Annotated in this window: 20 protein-coding genes; 13 read left to right on the forward strand and 7 right to left on the reverse strand. The window is 38.6% G+C overall.

Translation table 11 applies throughout. The features are described 5' to 3' along the window. The first annotated feature begins 33 nt into the window (after window positions 1-33). The 4 genes from tatB to SULAR_RS09225 are packed head-to-tail and all read left to right on the forward strand — an operon-like array spanning window position 34 to window position 2976. A complete protein-coding gene (gene tatB / locus SULAR_RS09210; RefSeq protein WP_008245355.1) occupies window positions 34-495 on the forward strand; it encodes a Sec-independent protein translocase protein TatB in 462 nt (153 codons plus the stop codon). Then, entirely contained in the window at window positions 495-1286 is a 792-nt protein-coding gene (tatC, locus tag SULAR_RS09215) for a twin-arginine translocase subunit TatC (RefSeq protein ID WP_008245356.1), read from the forward strand. Before tatB ends, tatC begins: the two co-directional genes overlap by 1 nt. Window positions 1287-1294: 8 nt before the next feature. Continuing rightward, entirely contained in the window at window positions 1295-2332 is a 1038-nt protein-coding gene (gene queA / locus SULAR_RS09220; RefSeq protein ID WP_008245357.1) for a tRNA preQ1(34) S-adenosylmethionine ribosyltransferase-isomerase QueA, read from the forward strand. An 11-nt stretch (window positions 2333-2343) separates the two neighbouring features. Next, window positions 2344-2976, forward strand: a complete 633-nt coding sequence (locus tag SULAR_RS09225; RefSeq protein WP_008245358.1) for a C40 family peptidase — start codon at window positions 2344-2346, stop codon at window positions 2974-2976. Window positions 2977-3022: 46 nt separating this feature from the next. Here the strand turns inward: SULAR_RS09225 and SULAR_RS09230 are convergent, their stop codons facing one another. Then, window positions 3023-5179 carry a response regulator gene (locus tag SULAR_RS09230; RefSeq protein ID WP_008245359.1) on the reverse strand — a complete coding sequence of 719 codons (2157 nt, stop codon included), beginning with the start codon at window positions 5177-5179 and terminating at the stop codon, window positions 3023-3025. Between the two features lie 206 nt (window positions 5180-5385). On the opposite strand from SULAR_RS09230, the gene ruvX reads away from it, so the two are divergent. Then, window positions 5386-5772 (forward strand): Holliday junction resolvase RuvX, encoded by a 387-nt coding sequence (ruvX, locus tag SULAR_RS09235; protein ID WP_008245360.1) that lies wholly within the window; start codon window positions 5386-5388, stop codon window positions 5770-5772. Window positions 5773-5776: 4 nt separating this feature from the next. Here the strand turns inward: ruvX and SULAR_RS09240 are convergent, their stop codons facing one another. Continuing rightward, a complete protein-coding gene (locus SULAR_RS09240; RefSeq protein ID WP_008245361.1) occupies window positions 5777-6865 on the reverse strand; it encodes a glycoside hydrolase family 3 protein in 1089 nt (362 codons plus the stop codon). A gap of 471 nt (window positions 6866-7336) precedes the next feature. On the opposite strand from SULAR_RS09240, the gene SULAR_RS09245 reads away from it, so the two are divergent. Further along, on the forward strand, window positions 7337-7870 hold the full coding sequence (locus tag SULAR_RS09245; protein ID WP_008245362.1) for a TlpA disulfide reductase family protein: 534 nt from the start codon (window positions 7337-7339) through the stop codon (window positions 7868-7870). A 33-nt stretch (window positions 7871-7903) separates the two neighbouring features. Here SULAR_RS09245 and SULAR_RS09250 read toward each other — a convergent pair whose 3' ends face one another. The 3 genes from SULAR_RS09250 to ilvC all read right to left on the reverse strand — a co-directional run bounded on the left by SULAR_RS09250 (window position 7904) and on the right by ilvC (window position 11161). Continuing rightward, window positions 7904-8680 carry a DNA-processing protein DprA gene (locus SULAR_RS09250; RefSeq protein ID WP_008245363.1) on the reverse strand — a complete coding sequence of 259 codons (777 nt, stop codon included), beginning with the start codon at window positions 8678-8680 and terminating at the stop codon, window positions 7904-7906. Between the two features lie 138 nt (window positions 8681-8818). Next, on the reverse strand, window positions 8819-9919 hold the full coding sequence (locus SULAR_RS09255) for a divergent polysaccharide deacetylase family protein (RefSeq protein ID WP_008245364.1): 1101 nt from the start codon (window positions 9917-9919) through the stop codon (window positions 8819-8821). A gap of 216 nt (window positions 9920-10135) precedes the next feature. Beyond that, entirely contained in the window at window positions 10136-11161 is a 1026-nt protein-coding gene (gene ilvC / locus SULAR_RS09260) for a ketol-acid reductoisomerase (RefSeq protein ID WP_008245366.1), read from the reverse strand. Window positions 11162-11282: 121 nt separating this feature from the next. Between ilvC and SULAR_RS09265 the strand changes: the two genes are divergently transcribed. The 5 genes from SULAR_RS09265 (at window position 11283) to SULAR_RS09285 (ending at window position 16453) form a co-directional block, all read left to right on the forward strand. Beyond that, window positions 11283-11750 (forward strand): NfeD family protein, encoded by a 468-nt coding sequence (locus SULAR_RS09265; protein ID WP_369791780.1) that lies wholly within the window; start codon window positions 11283-11285, stop codon window positions 11748-11750. A 14-nt stretch (window positions 11751-11764) separates the two neighbouring features. Then, window positions 11765-12622 (forward strand): SPFH domain-containing protein, encoded by an 858-nt coding sequence (locus tag SULAR_RS09270; protein WP_008245368.1) that lies wholly within the window; start codon window positions 11765-11767, stop codon window positions 12620-12622. Between the two features lie 616 nt (window positions 12623-13238). Continuing rightward, window positions 13239-14078, forward strand: a complete 840-nt coding sequence (locus SULAR_RS09275; RefSeq protein WP_008245369.1) for a formate/nitrite transporter family protein — start codon at window positions 13239-13241, stop codon at window positions 14076-14078. Window positions 14079-14117: 39 nt separating this feature from the next. Further along, entirely contained in the window at window positions 14118-14558 is a 441-nt protein-coding gene (cynS, locus tag SULAR_RS09280; RefSeq protein WP_008245370.1) for a cyanase, read from the forward strand. Between the two features lie 173 nt (window positions 14559-14731). Further along, a complete protein-coding gene (locus SULAR_RS09285; protein ID WP_008245371.1) occupies window positions 14732-16453 on the forward strand; it encodes a bifunctional protein-serine/threonine kinase/phosphatase in 1722 nt (573 codons plus the stop codon). Between the two features lie 357 nt (window positions 16454-16810). Here the strand turns inward: SULAR_RS09285 and SULAR_RS09290 are convergent, their stop codons facing one another. Continuing rightward, complete coding sequence (locus tag SULAR_RS09290; protein ID WP_008245372.1) at window positions 16811-17659, reverse strand: 16S rRNA (uracil(1498)-N(3))-methyltransferase; 849 nt, start codon at window positions 17657-17659, stop codon at window positions 16811-16813. Between the two features lie 317 nt (window positions 17660-17976). Between SULAR_RS09290 and SULAR_RS09295 the strand changes: the two genes are divergently transcribed. Both SULAR_RS09295 and SULAR_RS11380 read left to right on the forward strand, forming a co-directional pair. Continuing rightward, window positions 17977-18333, forward strand: a complete 357-nt coding sequence (locus tag SULAR_RS09295; RefSeq protein WP_008245374.1) for a hypothetical protein — start codon at window positions 17977-17979, stop codon at window positions 18331-18333. Next, on the forward strand, window positions 18320-18721 hold the full coding sequence (locus tag SULAR_RS11380) for a hypothetical protein (RefSeq protein ID WP_008245376.1): 402 nt from the start codon (window positions 18320-18322) through the stop codon (window positions 18719-18721). Before SULAR_RS09295 ends, SULAR_RS11380 begins: the two co-directional genes overlap by 14 nt. 763 nt (window positions 18722-19484) lie before the next feature. On the opposite strand, the gene SULAR_RS11185 is transcribed toward SULAR_RS11380, so the two are convergent. Then, complete coding sequence (locus tag SULAR_RS11185) at window positions 19485-19631, reverse strand: hypothetical protein (protein WP_155993869.1); 147 nt, start codon at window positions 19629-19631, stop codon at window positions 19485-19487. Between the last annotated feature and the right edge of the window lie 16 nt (window positions 19632-19647).

A 19647-nucleotide genomic window follows, 5' to 3' on the forward strand; every position in this document is an offset into this window, starting at 1 on the left:
ATAAAATACAGCAATTAAATTACAAGGTATATTATGTTTGGTATCGGCTTTACTGAGTTACTTCTCATTTCCATTGTTGCGATACTCTTTTTGGGGCCAGATAAGCTACCTCAAGCGATGATAGAGGTTGCCAAATTTATCAAAGGTGTCAAAAAGACTGTAAGTGAAGCAAAAAGTTCTCTTGAAGAGGAGATGAAAATTGCAGATCTTAAAGAAGAAGCACTGAATTATAAAAAACAACTGGATGAGGCAACGAACGAACTTAGAAATTTTAAAAACATAGATTTTGATGAGTTTGAGGAGGAGATCTCAACAGAGTCTTCTAAAGCAGTTTCAAAAGAGACAACTTCTGACAGTAAAGAGACAGCCCAAGAGGAGACCATTGCCACACAGGTTGAGGCAAAAAATGACACGATAACCTTTACAAAGCCAAAAAAGCAAAAGAAAAAAGAAGCGACGGATGAAACAACAGACAAACCTGAAGGTGATGCGTAATGTTTAGTGAACTCAGACCCCACCTCGTTGAGCTACGAAAAAGACTCGGACTCTCTGTACTCTCGGTATTTATTGCATTTATCATTGCATTTTTCTTTCATGAGGCGATATTGGCATGGATCACAGCACCTTTGAATGAGGCTTTGGACCAAGTGGCACACCTTTCGAAAAAGGCTGCTGATGGGATGGTAACCACCCACCAGGTCGGTGGTGCATTTTTTGTCGCACTGAAAGTTTCGTTTTTTGCAGGTCTGCTCGGTGCACTGCCGTTCATACTCTATCAGATCTGGCTTTTTGTGGCACCCGGCCTGTACAGTAATGAAAAAAAGATGATCCTTCCATTTGTCATAGGCGGTTCGATCATGTTCTTTGTAGGTGTGCTTTTTGCCTACTATGTCGTGACGCCATTTGGGTTTCAGTTCCTTATTACTTTTGGTTCTTTTCTCTATACACCGCTGATCAATATCGAAGACTATGTCGGCTTTTTTACCAAGATTATGATGGGATTTGGTATCGCATTTGAACTACCGGTATTTGCCTATTTCTTGGCACTTCTTGGCCTTGTTACAGATAAAACTCTCAAAGACTTTTTCAAATATGCCGTACTGATCATCTTTGTGGTGGCTGCACTACTTACCCCGCCTGATGTACTGACACAGCTTCTTATGGCTGCACCGCTTGTCCTCCTTTATGGTCTCTCTATTCTCATCGTACGTGTGGTCAACCCACACGTTGAAGATGAAGGTGAAGAGGCAGATGAAGATGAAAAAACTGCCCAAAGCACACACTAATCCTTTATATGAATGAAGAGCTTCTGACAAAAAATTATGACTATGAACTCCCCGAAGGGTTCATAGCTACGGCACCTGTGCAACCCAGAGACCATGCAAAACTGCTGGTGTATGACAGAAAAACCGACACAGTGACCCATACTACGTTTAAACACTTACTCGAGTATCTTCCAAAAGAGTGTGATGTATTTCTCAATGATACCCGTGTGATAAAAGCACGTATTTTCGGTCATAAAAGATCTCTCAACAATCAAGGTGGAGGTCAGGTAGAGCTCCTCTTTAACAAACCTATTGATGCACACCATTATCTTGTACTCATCCGGGGTAAAGTGAAGATAGGTACGGAACTCCTATTTGACGATGAACTTGTCGCTATGGTAACAGAGTTAAATGATGACGGTTCACGCATCGTTACATTTACACATCATGGTAAAGAGATACGTTTTGAGGAGTTGGTACTGGTGCTTGATGCCATAGGGCATATCCCTTTGCCACCTTATATGCAAAGAGAAGACAAGAAAGAAGATGAAACAGATTATCAAACACTCTTTGCCAAAAATGCCGGTGCTGTAGCTGCCCCTACTGCCTCCCTTCATTTTACCCCTGAACTTTTCGCGGAATTAGAAAAAAGACATAAAACACATACCGTGACACTCCATGTAGGTGCGGGGACCTTTAAACCTGTCGAGGCCGAAGAGATACTCGACCACCCTATGCACTCTGAGTATTTTGAAATCCCGGAAAGCTCTGCAAAAGTGCTTGACAGTGATACCCCTGTGTTGGCCATAGGGACCACTGTGACCAGAACGATCGAGTATTATGCACGAACGAAAAAAACACACGGGGAGTGTGACCTCTTCTTAAATCCTTCCAATCCACCCCAAAGAGTCACCTATCTACTCACCAATTTTCATTTACCTAAAAGCACACTTATCATGCTTGTCTCTTCTTTTATCGGAAGAAAAAAAACGTTAGACTTATATAAAGAAGCCATAGAGAAAAAGTACAGATTTTTCTCCTATGGGGATGCGATGTTAATACTTTAGAAAGGATACCTATGAAAGTGAGAGGGGAATATATTTTATTGTTCATTTCAACCCTGTTTCTTTTGAACGGGTGTGCACAGAAGAAACCCTACAACTACCCAAACTATGACATCATCAAACCTGAAAAAATCTGTAATCCCAACAGAAACAACATCCAAGAGCTACTCTACTCTTATCTTGGTAAACCTTACGTCTGGGCCGAAGAGGGGCCCTATGCCTTTGATTGTTCAGGGCTGACCTATAATATTTACGGATCTATGGGGATAGAGATCCCCCGTGTAGCAAGGGAACAGGCAAAAATGGGCAAAGAGGTGAAGTTTAAGAACCTCTATTACGGTGATCTCATCTTCTTTGGTTCTCCGAACAAAAGAAGTAAAAAGATCAATCATGTGGGTATCTATCTTGGTGACGGGTGGTTCGCACATGCAAGCAGTAAAGATAGGAAGGTCATAGTTAGTCACTTTGAGAAGGAACCCATCTATGTTAAACGTATGAAAGTGTGTAAACGTTATTTGAGTGAAGATGAACGCGCCAAATACATGAATTGTGATGTCCCCTTACAAAAGATGGAAATTACTACTTCACGCTATACAACACCCTGGCAGCCAGGCATGAAACTACCTAAAAAAGCTGTACCGAGCTAACACGTTGATCAAATGAACGCATCTATCCTTCATATCAAAGCAGCCATCATGCTGCAGTAATATACTTCTGGATAGAACGATTTAAGGTTTGTATCTCAAATTTATACTTCTCATTATAATTGGCAAGTAATTCATATTTCTTGTAGAGGATCTTATGCAGTATATCATTGATCAACGCATGCATATCCTCTGCACCGATAGCTCCTGTCAACCCTCTCATATCTATACATAACATCTTCACCTGTTCATATCGGTGTTCTTTGATCAATTTGGTGAAGATCTCATCACTGGTACCATATGCAGTAGCAAACTCTTTTAATATTTCGCGATAGAGGGCTTCACTGTTATTGGCATGGGTGATACCCTCATTAATATTGATCCCTTGATAGCTAATGGCCTTTTGTGATTCAACTTCTTTTTTCTTGGCTGCCACTTTGGATGTATCATCAAGGTATGTAGAAAATGCCGTATAGAGTTTACCTATATTGAGCGGTTTTGCCAAAAATGCATTGATGCCACAGTTGAACATCTTTTGTATTTCACTGTCCAGAACCAATGCTGTGAATGCAACGATAGGCATTCCATCATACTGACTCTCGAGACGTATCATTTGTGTAGCCGTAAACCCATCCATGATAGGCATATTGATATCCATAAGCACGAGGTCAAATGGAAACTGACTCTTCTTAACCATATCAACCGCTTCTTGTCCATTATTTGCAACGCTGATATTTATTCCAGAAAGATGCAGCAAGTTAAGCAGTACTTTCTGGTTAATGAGGTTGTCTTCTACTATAAGAATATTTTTACCGGAAAAATCTTGAAAAGAGTGTTGCGTCACACCTTTGGTTTCAGTGAAATCTCTTCTGTATGTTTGTATCTGTTTCGCTTCATCTTTCTGTTCTTCTTCAACTGCAGGTACTTTAATATTATACATATTCACGATCATTTCAAAAACACGTTCTTGATTGAGTGGTTTAAAGAGTTGTGCATCGATCACTTCATCATTAACATTATTTTGATTGGAATGGAGCAGTGAATTCAGGGCAATCACTTTCAGTTCTTTACCCATCTTGATTTGATTGAGATACTGGATCAATCTGATATCGAAGAGACTTTCATCTAAAATAACGATATCAAAAGAGTTTAAGTTAGGCATGGTTTTCATGAATTCTTTTTTAGAAAGCACCGTCACCTCATGTCTGAAATAGGTGAACATTCTTTTGACAGCCAGCGCTGAATTATAATTACTGTCAACAATAAACACCTTTTTCTCTATCAGTGCCTTTTCAGGCAAGCGGTATCTTCGCTGATCAGACTTGTTCACTATGTCAAAAGGCAGGGTCAGTGTAAAGGTACTTCCTTTCTCTTCTCGACTCTCAACAGTAAGTTTTCCCTTCATCATATCCACCAATGCATTGGCGACAAAAAGGCCTAAACCTACGTATTTACCTGTATCGACATCATAATAAGGTACAAATAGATTTTCGAGTGTTTTAGGATCGATCCCTCTTCCTTTATCAGAGAATTGGAACTGTAACTCCACATTTTCTTCAAATGTATCAAACATAGAAACTTCCAACTTCACTTCATCCAGTTCCTCTTGTACCATCAGGTATTCAAGTATACTTTTGAGTGCTTGTCCTAAATGCAGCGAGTCACCTATTAAGTGTCGTGGAACATTTTTATGTATATCAAAAATAAGTTCGGCTTTACTACCCAAAAATTGTGAGCATATGGATCCTGACACTTCATTCAATACGTTATTAATATTAAATGCTTCATTGACGATCTCAACCTGTTTTGATTTTAACCTGAGAAAATCCAAAAGATCATGTGTCACATCTAAAAGTCTGCTTTCAGTGTTTCCTAAAACTGTATCTTTATTTGTAGATGTTTTGGAGAGTTGTTGCGTTTCTTCAAGTGTCTGCTTCGCAATATTATGAACATTTTCACTCATATTGGCAAGTAGGAGATTTTGATTTCTTTCCATCTCCAACTGTTTCTCGAACATGGACTTATAAAACTGTTTCAACTTCTGTGTTTGATAAGATGTAACAAATAATATAGCTATACCCACTATTCCCAAAGCGAAGAGAGCGATCCATAGCCAGAAAGTTTCCGATCCTGCACCTTGGTCTGCTTGTGCATACCCTATACTGCTTAAGCCTATAATGGCCATACTTATTTTGTTCAAATACATACGATATTACCTTATTCTGATAATTTCATACTCTCCATACTGACATTTCCCTACTACAATTCTATCGAAGGATTTTATTTTTTTACTTATTTAGAAGTATAATATTTTATATTCTGACAAACCCGAACAAGATAGTACACTTATGATACATTAAAGATGAAACCACCTATTATTGAAGATGAGTAAAGTTTGGGTACAATTTCACTATGAAATTAGCTAGTATAGATGTAGGACTTAAACGTATAGGTGTGGCGATCTGCCTCGATGGAAAGATCGTCATGCCTCAAAATGCCATTTTACGAAAAAACCGTAATCAGGCGGCAAAGGATCTCAAGACATTTTTAGAAGAGTGGGAAATAGAAAAACTCATCGTAGGCCTGCCAAAAGATGCTGAAAGCTCTGAAGAGATGGAAAGACGTATCAAACATTTTGTGTCGCTGCTTGATCTAGATATAGAAGTCGCCTATCAGGATGAACAGAGTTCCAGTATTGAAGCCAAAGAACTTACCATGGGCCAGTTCAAACACAAAAAAGATGGGAAGCTCGATTCCATCGCTGCAAAGATCATCTTGGAACGATGGCTTGGAAAGTAATACACTAAAGTTTCTTCTTTAATCCTTGAATTCTCTTGTATGCTCTGTTGATATGCTCCTCTTTCACCTCTCCATTTTGAACCAATGTGACTATAGTATCGACCAGTTTTTTTGTACTGACGGTTTTTTTAGGATCCAGCTGGTTTCCTATCAGTAAGATATCATCTCCTGCATTGATCGCCAATTTAAGTGTATTTTTCAACCCATATTTTTGACTGATCGCACCCATTTGAAGGTCATCTGTGATCACCACACCATGATAGCCCAGTTTCCAGCGTAACAACTTTGTAATCGTATTATACGAGAGACTTGCAGGGTATTTGGCATCTATATTTTGGTTAAAGACATGGGCAACCATGACTGTATCTGCTTTGTCTTTTAAAAGTCTATAAGGTTCCAATTCAATATCATCCCAAAGGTTCGTAATATCGACAAACCCTTTATGTGTGTCACCCACCGAAGAGCCATGTCCGGGAAAATGCTTGATGGAGGTAAGTACACCATTGCTATGCATAGCATCGATAAAGGTAGATGCATAGGTAGCAACCACTTTTGGGTCTTTACCAAAGGAACGTCCCAAACCATGAATCACATGGTTTTTCCTATTGATATCAAGGTCCACCACCGGTGCAAGATCGTAATTGATACCTACACTGCTGAGTTCTTCACTCATTTTTGTATAGGTTTCTTTGATCTTACCTTGATCCATTTTGATCACATCTGATGCTTTGGGAAACTTACCGTAAAAGCCGTATTTGCTTTTAAGTCTTTGTACCTTTCCTCCCTCTTGATCTACCGCAATCAGTAATTTCCCATCACTGCTGCATGCCTGAAGTTCTTTGGTCAGAGTGGCCAATTGTTCTTTTGTGGCAATATTCTTTGGCTTATTTTTATTCACCGGGTTATAATCAAATAAGATCACTGCCCCGAGGTTATAGTTTTCTATATCTTTACATATCTGACTCTCTTTAGATGCATGTGTACCATGAAAACCGACCATAAGTATTTGGCCGATTCTTTTTTCCAGTGACAACTCTTGTGCCCATGCATACGTACAAACAAACAATCCCAGACATAAAACTTTTTTTATCATTAAAAATATCCTTTATTTCATCTCACTATTATAGTGTAACTACTCTTTATTTGCATACGGTTAACCTTCCTGTATTACACTACACTTACAAGAGCATCGAGGGACACCTAAAATATTACCCCTCCCTTTTATAAAGTATTTTAGGACTCCTTTTAAAAACATTTTCTCCTTGTCCCAAAGATGCTCTTAGAAAATACTTGATCCATTATTACCCTCCCTGATTTATAATGTGTTCTTCTATTAGTATTCAGTTAACCTTATATGACTATAATACTTTTACAAGAGCATCATCAAGAGATAGACCTCTCTCCCTAATATTTTTAGGTCTATTTCTCATATCATTTTTTCCCCTCCCCCTTTTACATACGATGATGCTCTTTGAAAAAATCTTTTACAGAATTCGAACCAATTACACGATTTTTACATCTTCATAGTGTATAATCTGTTAAATCATCTATAAAGGCCCATTTTATGAAAAAACTATTCACCATATCCCTTCTACTTTTATCACTCTTCAGCTATACGCACGCAGCAGAAGATAAAAGATATTTAGCAGAAATGACCATGACCGACATCACAGGAAAAACCTATGACGTAAGAGGTACAGAACAAGGTCTTAACATTCAAGGTCTTGAGGGGAAAGTCATATTTTTAGAATTTTTCGGACATAAATGTCCTCCTTGCCTCGCTTCAATTCCACATTTAATTAAGCTTCAGGAAAAATATAAAGACACTTTAGCCATTGTCTCTATAGAAGTACAAGGTTATACCCATGAAGAGGTCAAGAAGTTTGCGGAAGAAAAAGGTATGAACTACATTGTAGTCTCCGAAGAGAGAGCAACTGAATTGGTAAATTATATTCAGCAAAGAGCACAATGGAGGGGAAGTATTCCTTTCTTGGTAGCCATGGACACAAAAGGTGATGTACAATTTGTACAAGCAGGTATGCTTCCAGAAGCATCATTGGAAGAACTTCTCTCACAACTTTCCAAAACAGCCAAATAATCTATCTCCCTCTATACAGGGAGATAGATTTTACTAAGAGAGCCTTACAATACCATTTTGTATCGTAATGATCCCCTCAAGCTCTGCTTCATACACCCTGTCACCAAACTTTTTAATACTCTCATCAAATGTAGGTGAGTTTTGGCAAAAATAAAAAAAATCATCTTTTGCTACTCCATCCTCTGCGATCTGCCCAAAAGTAGAAGCAAATGACTCTATGTCATGTATGGCTGTGGCGTTCATCGTGTGCAACAGCTGGTTCGTACCCAAACTTTCGTCAAGTCTTTGAGGAAGCACAAAGATCTTTTTACCCATTTTGAACGCATACTCTACAGAACACATGGAACCACTATTGAGATCCGCCTCAGTAACAATAAGCATATCCCCGAGTGCAACGACCAGTTCATTTCGTACCACGAAACTCCATCCTGTGGCCCTGAAACCATCATTGAACTGGCTCAATACAAGTCCCTTAGTCTCTATACTTTCTATGAGATCTTGATTCACTGCCGGGTATCGTATATCCAATCCGTTGGCTACCACTGCTATGGTATTCTCTTCCCCCGCTCCTGCATGTGCGATCGTATCGACTCCCATCGCTGCTCCGCTGACCACACACACTCCTCTTTTGGCTAAAGCTTTGGCAAGTATATAGGTAGAGTGTCGTGTATAATTTGAGGGTCTTCTTGTTCCCACTATAGAAACTTTGGGTCGTTGCAGAAGATCCAGGTTACCCTTATAAAAAAGAGAGGAAGGATATTTCTTCATTGCATTCAAAGCGGGTATATGTTGAGTAACTGTTTGACTCATGGGGTGCCTTTTTACACCCATGATATCATAGAGGCATATCCAGTATTAAAAATATTACATATTGTCATACTTTTAAAAAGAGTATGGTAATTCAAATTGTGCCCTGACTAAAAGGAGGAAATACCCTTGAGGTGCAGATTATTGATAAAGTTCATCTATATAGATCAGTTTTACATCGTTGAAAATCACAGCTGCACTTGAGAGCGCTTTCATTGTTGTTTGATGAGGATGTCCTATAGCGATGGCATACCCTTTTTTCTTTGCCATTTTGACTGCTTTTTGAAGCTGCAGATGAATATACGGGACCGTATGTATATTATCGATAAAGACATCTCTTGCCACATACGCATCACCAAAATCTTCTACTATCATAGGCACCTTGGTCGAAGCGATCGTTCGACTATCCACAAAGAGAAAACCTTCCTTACGAAGTGTTTTATAGAGTGTTCGCATCGCCGCATAGTTATCAGTAAACACAGAACCTGTATGGTTGTTGATATAGCGTGCCGTAGGGAAAAGTGTTCTAAGCTCTTTTACTCTGGCTTCTATCTCTTCTTTGCTGAAATTTGTCATCAGTGTTTTCGTCTGTTGGTTAAATTGTGCAGTCCCAGACTCCATAGGTAAGTGGATCATATAATGTTCCAAACCTTCAGCTAATTTATGTGAAGTCATCGAACGCTGTGATGGGGGAAATATGGATGGGGTGAGTTTGATACCCGTAGCCTGTATACTCTTGAGCTGACTTCTTGTTGTGACATCATCTATAATGATCACGAGTTTTGGCTGTTCGATCGTATCTGAAGTGATTGTTTTTTGAATGTTCTTGCTCTTTGGTCTCTCTTCTTTTGTAACGACCTTCTCTTCATTTATTTCTTTTTGAGTTAATGGTTTCACAAACGTATTCTTTTCCGTCTTTAGAGCTTTCCTAACAGCAATCTCCTGTTTTTCACGAGGTTTTTCTGTTTTGATCTTTGAAAGTTCCTCTAAAAGTTTCTTTGGACTCTCTGTGCTATCTGACTTATGGCTCTGTGTGAATGTTCTGTGACCATTCATCCTATCCTGCTGAGCCAGAAAATATCCAAAAATCACCATAGAGATCATCAACAAAACACCTAGAACGATCAAAAAACTTTTTTTGAAAGTAGAAGAACCTTTTGCAGGTTTTCTAGCTCTTCGTTTTTGTACTGGCTTTTTTCTGGAAGAAGATCTCGTATTAGTTTTTTTGGGTTGGTTTGCCATGAAGTCCACTGGTTGTTAAATTTCAGCTATTGTAACAAAGTAGCATTAAGAATGAGATATAAAATTTGACAGGATTAAAAAAAGTCCATAGACAATAAAACTAACTAAAGATTTTTAGTGATTTGTATTTAGATTTGAATGTTTGGGAAAGAGAAGCTACAAGTTGTAGCTGACCGCACCCATCATTCAAAGATGGATGCAAAGAACTAAAAAAAATTAGTTAGTTTCTTGGTCTACGATTTTGTTCGCTGAAATCCATGGCATCATTGCACGAAGCTTGTTACCTGTTTGCGTAATGAGTTTATCTTTGTCATTGTTACGCTCAGCATTCATTCTTGGGTATCCTGCTTGACCTTCAAGGATAAAGTCCTTGGCAAATCTACCATCTTGGATCTCTTTTAAGATATCTTTCATCGCTTGTTTTGACTCAGCGTTGATCACTCTTTTACCAGAAACATAATCACCATACTCAGCTGTGTTAGAGATAGAGTATCTCATGTCAGCGATCCCACCTTCGAACATAAGGTCAACAATAAGCTTAAGCTCGTGAAGACATTCAAAGTATGCAAGTTCTGGAGCATAACCCGCTTCAGTCAATGTTTCAAAACCAGCTTGTACCAATGCTGCTGTTCCACCACAAAGTACTGCCTGCTCACCGAAAAGGTCCGTTTCAGTTTCATCTTTAAACGTTGTTTCGATGATCGCTGTTCTACCGCCACCGATAGCTGATGCATATGAAAGTGCCAACTCTCTAGTCGTACCGCTTGGGTTTTGACCCACAGCGATAAGATCCGGGATACCACCACCTCTTACAAATTCAGAACGTACAGTGTGACCTGGTGCTTTTGGTGCGATCATAGTAACGTTAATATCTGCTCTTGGGATGATTCTTCCGTAGTGAATGTTAAACCCGTGTCCAAATGCGATAGTCGCACCCTCTTTAAGGTTTGGCTCGATCTCGTTTTTATAGATCTCAGCTTGGTTTTCATCCGGAAGAAGGATCATAACTACATCTGCTTTTGCTGTAGCATCTGCAACAGAAAGTACTTCAAAGTTTTTAGCTGCAGCTTTTTTCCAAGAAGAACCACCTTCTCTTACACCAATCACAACATTTACACCTGAATCTCTAAGGTTTTCTGCATGCGCATGCCCTTGTGAACCGAAACCGATCATTGCTACTGTTTTTGACTTGATGATGTTGATATCACAATCTTTGTCATAATATACATTTAAAGTTGACATTTATTATCCTTGATGTACGAAGTACGAAAATTTTGGGGATTATATCCAAATAATACTTATTATCGTAAATTTTATCCACAATTGTCTTTTATGATATAATAAATCTTCATATTGGAAAGGAGTGAATTTGATCGAATTTCTCAACGAAACTGTTTTATGGTGGCACTGGATCGTTTTTGGTATAGCATTGCTTATTTTGGATATGAGTATGGGGACCTTTTTTATCCTTGGACTGGGTATCGCTGCGATTATCGTAGGTATACTAGACATATTTTTAGATACCTCTTTTACCCTCGAACTCACCATCTGGATGATACTCTCCATTCTTGTCATTGCTGTATGGTTCAAGTGGTTCAGAGAAGAGCCTGTGACAGAGAGCGGACAGTCAAACTACAGACTCGATACCTTAGGTGTGGTGATGGAAGATATACAACCCCATAGCAGAGGAAAGGTCACATTTGATACACCTGTGCTTGGGAATACCTCCTGGCATGCGATATCAAAAGTAGATATAGCCAAAGGGACACGTGTGAAGATCGTACAGATCAGTGGACAGCTCATAGAAGTTGCACCTATCACTCAAAACTAACTCAAGGAAAAAAAATGGAAATGTTAAATATCGTTATTATACTCGTCATTGCGGTGATCGTTACGCTCTACAAAGGGATCAATATCGTTCCTCAGGGAGAAGAATGGGTAGTAGAAAGACTAGGTAAATTTACGCGAACACTTACTCCGGGTCTCAACATTATCATCCCTTATCTTGAATCCATAAGAGAGCGTGTCTCTACGAGAGACCTTATTTTGGACATTCCTGAACAAGAGGTCATCACTAAAGACAATGCGGTCATCCACACCAATGCCGTTACTTTTGCACGTGTGACCAATCCTAGAGATGCCATCTATGGTATAGAGGATTTTAGAGTTGCCATACAGCAGCTTGTCATGACCACGTTACGTTCTATACTTGGAGAGATGAGCCTTGATGATGCACTTTCAAACCGTGAACACATTAAAGCTAAACTCAAAGACTCCATTATTGATGACGTTGCCGACTGGGGTGTCACAGTCAAATCTGTTGAGATACAAGACATCAATCCCAGTGCTTCTATGCAAGCCTCCATGGAGAGACAGGCAGCCGCAGAGAGAGAAAGACGTGCCATAGAGACCACCGCTGAAGGTAACAAAAATGCTGCCATCTTAGAAGCAGACGGTAAACTAGAAGCAGCTAAAAGAGAAGCACAAGCGCAGGTTGCACTGGCAAATGCTTCAGCAGAAGCTATCCGTATGATAAGCGAAAACATAAAAGATCAGGAACTTCCTGCCATGTTCTTACTGGGTGACAGATATATCAGTTCTTTAGAACAGATCAGTAAAAGTGAAAATTCAAAATTTGTGATTTACCCTGCCGATTTACAAGGTGCGATCAAAGGTATGTTGGGGAATGTCTTTAAAAAGTAACTGACTTGTGCCAGATAACATAAAAAGCTTATGTCAATGATATATTTATGGGGCTTAACATAGTATCTTTTGCTAGCTCTTGTACATTATTCTAAAATTTGTTACTCTAACACTGATACTGAGACTAATGCAAGTCTTCGTGTTAGAGAGTGAGCGTGCTACTTCATCTACTCACACGGCATCACGATCCCTATCAAACCAATACATTATATTTTAAATTTCATTTTCTTTCTTTATTTTGTCTCTATGCATAAATAAATATAACTCTACAGAAGTCTAGGTTTTTATAGGTTACTGGCTTTTCATATCATTGTATAACCTTATAAAGTAATATATTTGATACGTTTGTCTCTGCCTGTCAGCTGCTTCTTCGCTTTAAATGATTATTTTTTATACAATACAATGAATATTATTAAGACAATATTACCTTATACTTTGCATAAGGAAAATACATAACTGTCATAAACGTTATATCCTGCTGGACAACGGAGTGATGATTATCCATATCATCAAAAGGCGATCAAGTTATAGGGTGATCATTTTGCCTGTAACACTATTATGAATTAAAAAAAGGAATGAAAATGTCAAAACTACTTATCAAAACATGGAGTGCATCATGTCTTATTTAGCACCTACAGAATTTGTAAAAAAAATGGTGGATTCGGGAGAATCTAAAGTATATATGTCTACAAAAGATACACTGATACGTGCTTACATGGCAGGAGCAATTTTAGCATTGGCTGCTGTTTTTGCAATTACTGTTGCGATGAAAACAGGTTCAGGTCTTGTGGGTGCAGCGTTCTTCCCGGTTGGATTTATTATGCTCTATTTAATGAGCTTTGATCTCTTGACAGGTGTATTTGTACTGGTGCCATTGGCATGGATCGATAAACGACCGGGAGTTACTGTAGGTCAGATACTTAGAAACTGGGGTCTAGTGGGACTTGGTAACCTTGGAGGTGCGTTAACTGTCGCGGTTATGATGGCGTTCATCTTTACCTATGGTTTTGATACGGATGGTGGTGCTATTGCCCAAAAAGTTGCAGGTATTGGTGAAGCCAGAACACTGGGGTATCAGGAACACGGTATTTCTGGTTGGTTTACTGTATTCATCCGTGGAATGCTTTGTAACTGGATGGTAGCAATGGGTGTTGTGGGTGCGATGATCTCTACAACAGTGAGTGGTAAAGCGATCGCTATGTGGATGCCGATCATGCTGTTCTTCTTCATGGGCTTTGAACACTCGATCGTTAACATGTTCCTTTTTCCATTCTCTTTGATCATGGGTGGTGACTTTACAGTTGTAGACTATCTTCTTTGGAATGAGGTTCCGGTTGCACTGGGTAACTTAACAGGTGGTCTTCTCTTTACAGGTCTGACACTCTATGCAACACACGTAAAAACCGGAGCAAAACGTGAATTGAGAATCAAATCAAAAGACGCTTCAGCTGCATAAGCTGGAGTCTATCAAACATTAGCAAAAAGGATATATTAAATGAAAAAAATTGAGATGACGGAAGCCATCGTTCTGGCAAAAAAAAGTGCCAAGATGAGCTGGGAAGCGTTGGCCGAGAAGGTTGGTCTGTCGGCTACTTTCCTCACTTCGGCTTGTTTGGGAATGAACAGCCTGAAACAGGAACCTGCAGAAAAACTGTGTGAAGTACTTGGTTTAGACGAAGAAGTAGCGATCACTTTACAAGAGTATCCCAACAAAACCTGGGACTTTACGATACCTCAGGATCCATTGGTCTATCGTCTGTACGAAGTCGTCGGTGTGTATGGTGAAACGATCAAAGAGATCGTGGGTGAAAAGTTCGGAGATGGTATCATGAGTGCCATTGATTTCTCTTTGGATATCGACAAAGAAGAGAACCCACTGGGTGACAGGGTGGTGATCACTATGAACGGTAAATTCCTGCCTTACAAATCATGGTAGTGTAGTGCTCAAAGATTAATGCCGGCAGGTCTTAATCTTTCACTACAATCAAAAATGAAATAGAAAAGTTTTGAATTAAGGGCATTTTCTCACACAAAAGCTTTTAATTAAACACTTTTAAAACCTAAGCTCTCAAGAGTATAGATCCAGATACTATAAGGTGACAAAACACAATGGAAAAACAATTAAAGATCTCTATTGGCGAATACTCCACTAAAGGCCGAAAAGAGGTCAATCAGGATTTTCATGATATTTGTGTACCTCAAGAACCCCAATTAACCAACAAAGGGATCGCCATTGCTCTGGCTGATGGGATCAGCAGCAGTGAAGTCAGTCAAACAGCAAGTAAAACAGCAGTCACCTCATTTTTAATGGATTACTTCAGTACACCTGAATCCTGGTCCGTGCGAAAGTCTGCACAACGTGTGATCACGGCAACGAACTCTTGGCTCTATGCACAGACTAGACAAAGCCAATACTGCTATGATGCCAATAAAGGCTATGTCTGTACCTTCAGTACAATGGTGATCAGGTCAACAACAGCCCATATTTTCCATGTGGGTGATGCCCGTATCTATCGATTGAGAGATGACAAGATGGTACAGTTGACCGAAGACCACCGTATGTGGGTGACACAGGAAAAAAGTTATCTTGGTCGTGCCTTGGGTGTGGATTCAGATCTGAAGATCGATTACGATACACTGCCCGTAGAGGTCAATGATATTTTTTTATTTATGACAGACGGTGTGTATGAGTATGTCAGTTCTGCTCTTATCATCAGTATCATAGAGTCATGCAGTGGTGACCTGAATGCTGCAGCAAAACGCATTATCGAAACAGCCTATGAAAATGAGAGCGATGACAATTTGACCATTCAGCTTGTCAAAGTGGAGACACTGCCCGATAAAGATGCCAATGAGATCCAAAAACAACTGAGTGAAAAGCCCCTGCCTCCCCTACTTGAAGCACGAATGCTCTTTGATGGCTACAAGATCATCCGTGAGCTGAGTGCCAGCCATAGAAGCCATGTCTATTTGGCTGTGGATACCGAAACGGATACCTCTGTGGTTCTCAAAACACCTTCCATTGACCTCAGTGGAGACAAGGCGTATCTCGAACGGTTCTTACTTGAAGAGTGGATTGCGATACGTATGAACAATGCCCATCTGGTCAAGTCATATCTGCAGACGCGTCAACGTAACTATATTTATAATGTGACAGAATTTATTGATGGTCAAACCCTGACACAGTGGATGATCGACCATCCCAATCCGACCATAGAAACCGTCCGTGAAATTGCAGAACAGATAGCCAAAGGCTTGCTTTCTCTTCATCGCCAGGAGATGATACATCAAGATCTGAGACCTGATAATATTATGATCGACAGTACAGGAACAGTGAAGATCATTGATTTTGGTTCAACCAGAATTCAAGGAATTGTGGAGAGCAATGCCTATATGGAACAAGAAAATATACTAGGAACGGCACCATACACCGCACCGGAATATTTTCTGGGCGAGGTAGGCACAACAAGATCAGATCTTTTTTCACTGGCAGTGATCATCTATCAGATGATCTCAGGTGAACTTCCTTATGGTACGCAGGTAGCTAAATCTACAACTAAAAAGGCCCAAAAAAAACTGAAATACAAACATTTACATACTGAGACCCATGAGGTTCCCATGTGGATCGATGACGCACTTAAAAAAGCATTGGAACCGAATCCATACAAACGTTATGGAGAATTGTCTGAATTTTTATATGACCTGCGTCATCCCAATAAAGTCTTTTTAAATAAATCAAGACCACCACTCTTGGAACGCAATCCGGTACTTTTCTGGAAGATGGTCTCTTTGGTGTTATCGATCATCATTGTGATATTGTTAAATCAATGATATTCAAATCATTTGCAAACAAAATAGATGAGATTAAAAATGATTATTTTTTATACAGGTTTTTGAATAAAGCTGTGTAAATTAAGATTATACTAATGATATGAAAACTATGAAGGAACCTTGTCCTCCTTTTTTATACTTCTGGTTTTCTAGTAACTTTTATTTTAGATTGTATCATTCATACTTGTCTGCATACTTCCTTTAATCTTGTCCAAAGTGTTAAAAGTTACTCTCCTTTACATAAATATCTACTAAAAACCTAATAAAGTTATATATTTTATAAGGTTTTGAAAAGAAGACAATTTAGGGGTCAATCTTATCATTATCACCTGAGAGGTATAATTTATGCTATTACTGTCATACCTTTAACCAATCACCAAGTAACACATTAACCACTGTTTCTGTTCTTAATATCCTTTGTCCTAAACTAACTGATGTACAACCTTGTTGGCAAAGTAAATCAACTTCATAGTCTATCCAACCGCCTTCAGCCCCGATACATAGTACCTTTGGCATATAATCTTTATTGCTAGTCTTACGCTTTGTAACATCAAGATATGATTTCCAAGATTGTGAAGCATAAGGATGAGCGATCACTGCATTACCTTGCTCTTTATACCCCTTTTTATCTAGTAATAAAGCAGAAAATTCATCTTCAACAAATGGCTTAAAACGTTTTTTAAACTCAATAACTGGTGGCACTGTATCTATGGCTTGTTGTAACCCTTCAAAAACAAACTCATCTATACGGTTTAGTAATGGGCTTTGCCAATAACTTTTTTGAGTACGGTAACTATTTACAATAATAAGTTTATTAACACCAAGAGATGTCATATCCATAATCAATCTACGTAGCACTTTTGGACGTGGCAAAGCAAGAATAACTGTTAAATCAAGTTTAGCTGGTGGTTTTTTATCCAGTGTAACATCAGTAAGAAGTACTTCATTGTTATTGATTTGAGCAATCGTAGCCTTACCTATGTTACCACCAATCTCAGCAATAGTTAAACTATCCCCTACCCTAGACTTTAGTACCTCTTTAATATGAGTAACTTGCTTTGGATCACTAATGCTTTTGGCATTTTTGGGTAATAAAATACAGTTCAAATTATGAAAATAGGGGTCAGTTGATAACGATAACTCATTGCCTATTCCTCTTAATAACCCCATAAGTAGTAGGTTGTTATATTTTTGATACTTTAGCAATCATATACTGAGAATAGCCTTCTTTATCTGATTTAAGTATCTATTTATTACGTATTTTCCTCGTTCCACATCTCCTGATGTGGAATGCAGACTACACTATTAAACTACAATTAGAATATGGGTTACATATCAGGAGAGATAGAACCAGTAAAACCTATTAATTTCAAATGGCAAAAATAAAATTTGTAAGCCTTATAAAGTTATATATTTTATAAGGTTTCTATTTTCAAAGAATTAATATGAATACTCATAAAAAGTATAAAGACATATAACCTTAGTTATACTTTGTTGCTATGAAGTTTAAAAAAGGCTGCCCTATGGATATTGTATTTTATATAGCAATTATGATTCTTTTCACCAGTATCACATTTCTTATGAGAAGGCATGGTTGGGTAGTCTTATGGAATGGTTTTTTCATTTTTATCCTTCTTTTTGTATTAGTATTGGCTCAAAAACATATTGGTAATATTGAAGGATTATTAATAGCAGTAGGACCCTTTGTTGCAGGACAAATGCTTATCAGAAAAAATCGGAAAGTAAATGTCTTCTATTTTGCAAAGCAGACTAAATTTATTAACTGGTGCAACAACAATATTTATCATATTGTTTATACAGAAAATTATCCACAAGAAAAGAGTGCAAGAGCTAAAAGAAGAAAAAATGAAAATAGATAAGAATTATGTTATGGTTTTTGTTTCATATATTGTAATGGCAGTTAGCATACATATATATACAATGAATCACGTCTTTAATTATCTTTCAGATCCAAATTGGTTTGCATTATCGCTTATTACACTGAGCGGTATAACTGCAAGAAAATATAATTTATTAATTCGAGCGAAAGAGGGAAAGAATATTTTATTTTCAATTTTTACTTTTTTTATAATTGTATTACTATATTTTATGCTATTTCGAATTTATAATTATAACTTTATAAATGCGAAAAAAGGGCAGTGGTATTATGTATTATTTTTTTCATTTTTTTTCATTTTTGAAAGTAGGTATTATTTTATGTCATATGAAAATTTAAAAAAAGAACATATGAATATCCAAAATGACTAAAGAAAAAAAATCAATCAAAACCCTATAAAGTTATATATTTTATAAGGTTTTACAATCAACACATTTCTGATATACTTTTTATACTAAAATATTTTTGATAGGGATTCTTCTATGTTGGGTGTTTTATTGGTTTCCACGTTAAACATGGGACGAGAATATAGCTATAAAAGGAGTATGGGTCTATGAAAGTTTCGTTATACGGCGCGCTGTTGAGCGCGGTACTGTTGTTATCGGGGTGCAATAGCTCAGGCTCGTCTGAGCAAATAGATGCCCTCGTACCCATCAAGCCATGGCAATCTTGGGCTGAGTCACTCGGTACACGTGACTACAATGTCACACAGGGAAGCCTCTATATGGTAGATAATGCCGAATGCGTGAAACTGATCGAGGTTTTCGGTACCTGTTTTGCCAACAATCCGGCCGCCCCATACCTGATTCCGCAACTTCCTGTTGAGCAGACGTATCTGGACCCGTATTACGCGTATGAGTTTAATGCCACAGGACCAAACGGCGACAAAACCAATATGTTCTTTCGACTTGGCAAAAACGATGCACTGATGACCATTGTCAATCTTCCTCCCAAAGCGGCCTACATGGGGTATCAAACTTATATGTTCAGCCGTGATACTTCCCATTATGACACATATATGAAAGCCACGCCCAATCCTGAGCGGGCAGAAGTATTTGGCAGTCTAGGCAACGATATCAACAACGTTGTCGTAGAAGAAGGTGCAAATATCGAATGGAGCGGCAATGCAGTGGTTTATATCACGACGGCGAACCAGTCGCTTGCCGATGCACTTGTTGCAGATGCTACTTCCGTAGGATTACAAAGCCAGGTCATTTTCACAGAACCTGTCGGTGACAACACCATACTTGGGAAACAGAGCGCTGCTGATGACTTCGTCACCCTGATACGTTACGCA

Source organism: Sulfurovum sp. AR (assembly GCF_000296775.1).
Lineage (GTDB): Bacteria > Campylobacterota > Campylobacteria > Campylobacterales > Sulfurovaceae > Sulfurovum > Sulfurovum xiamenensis.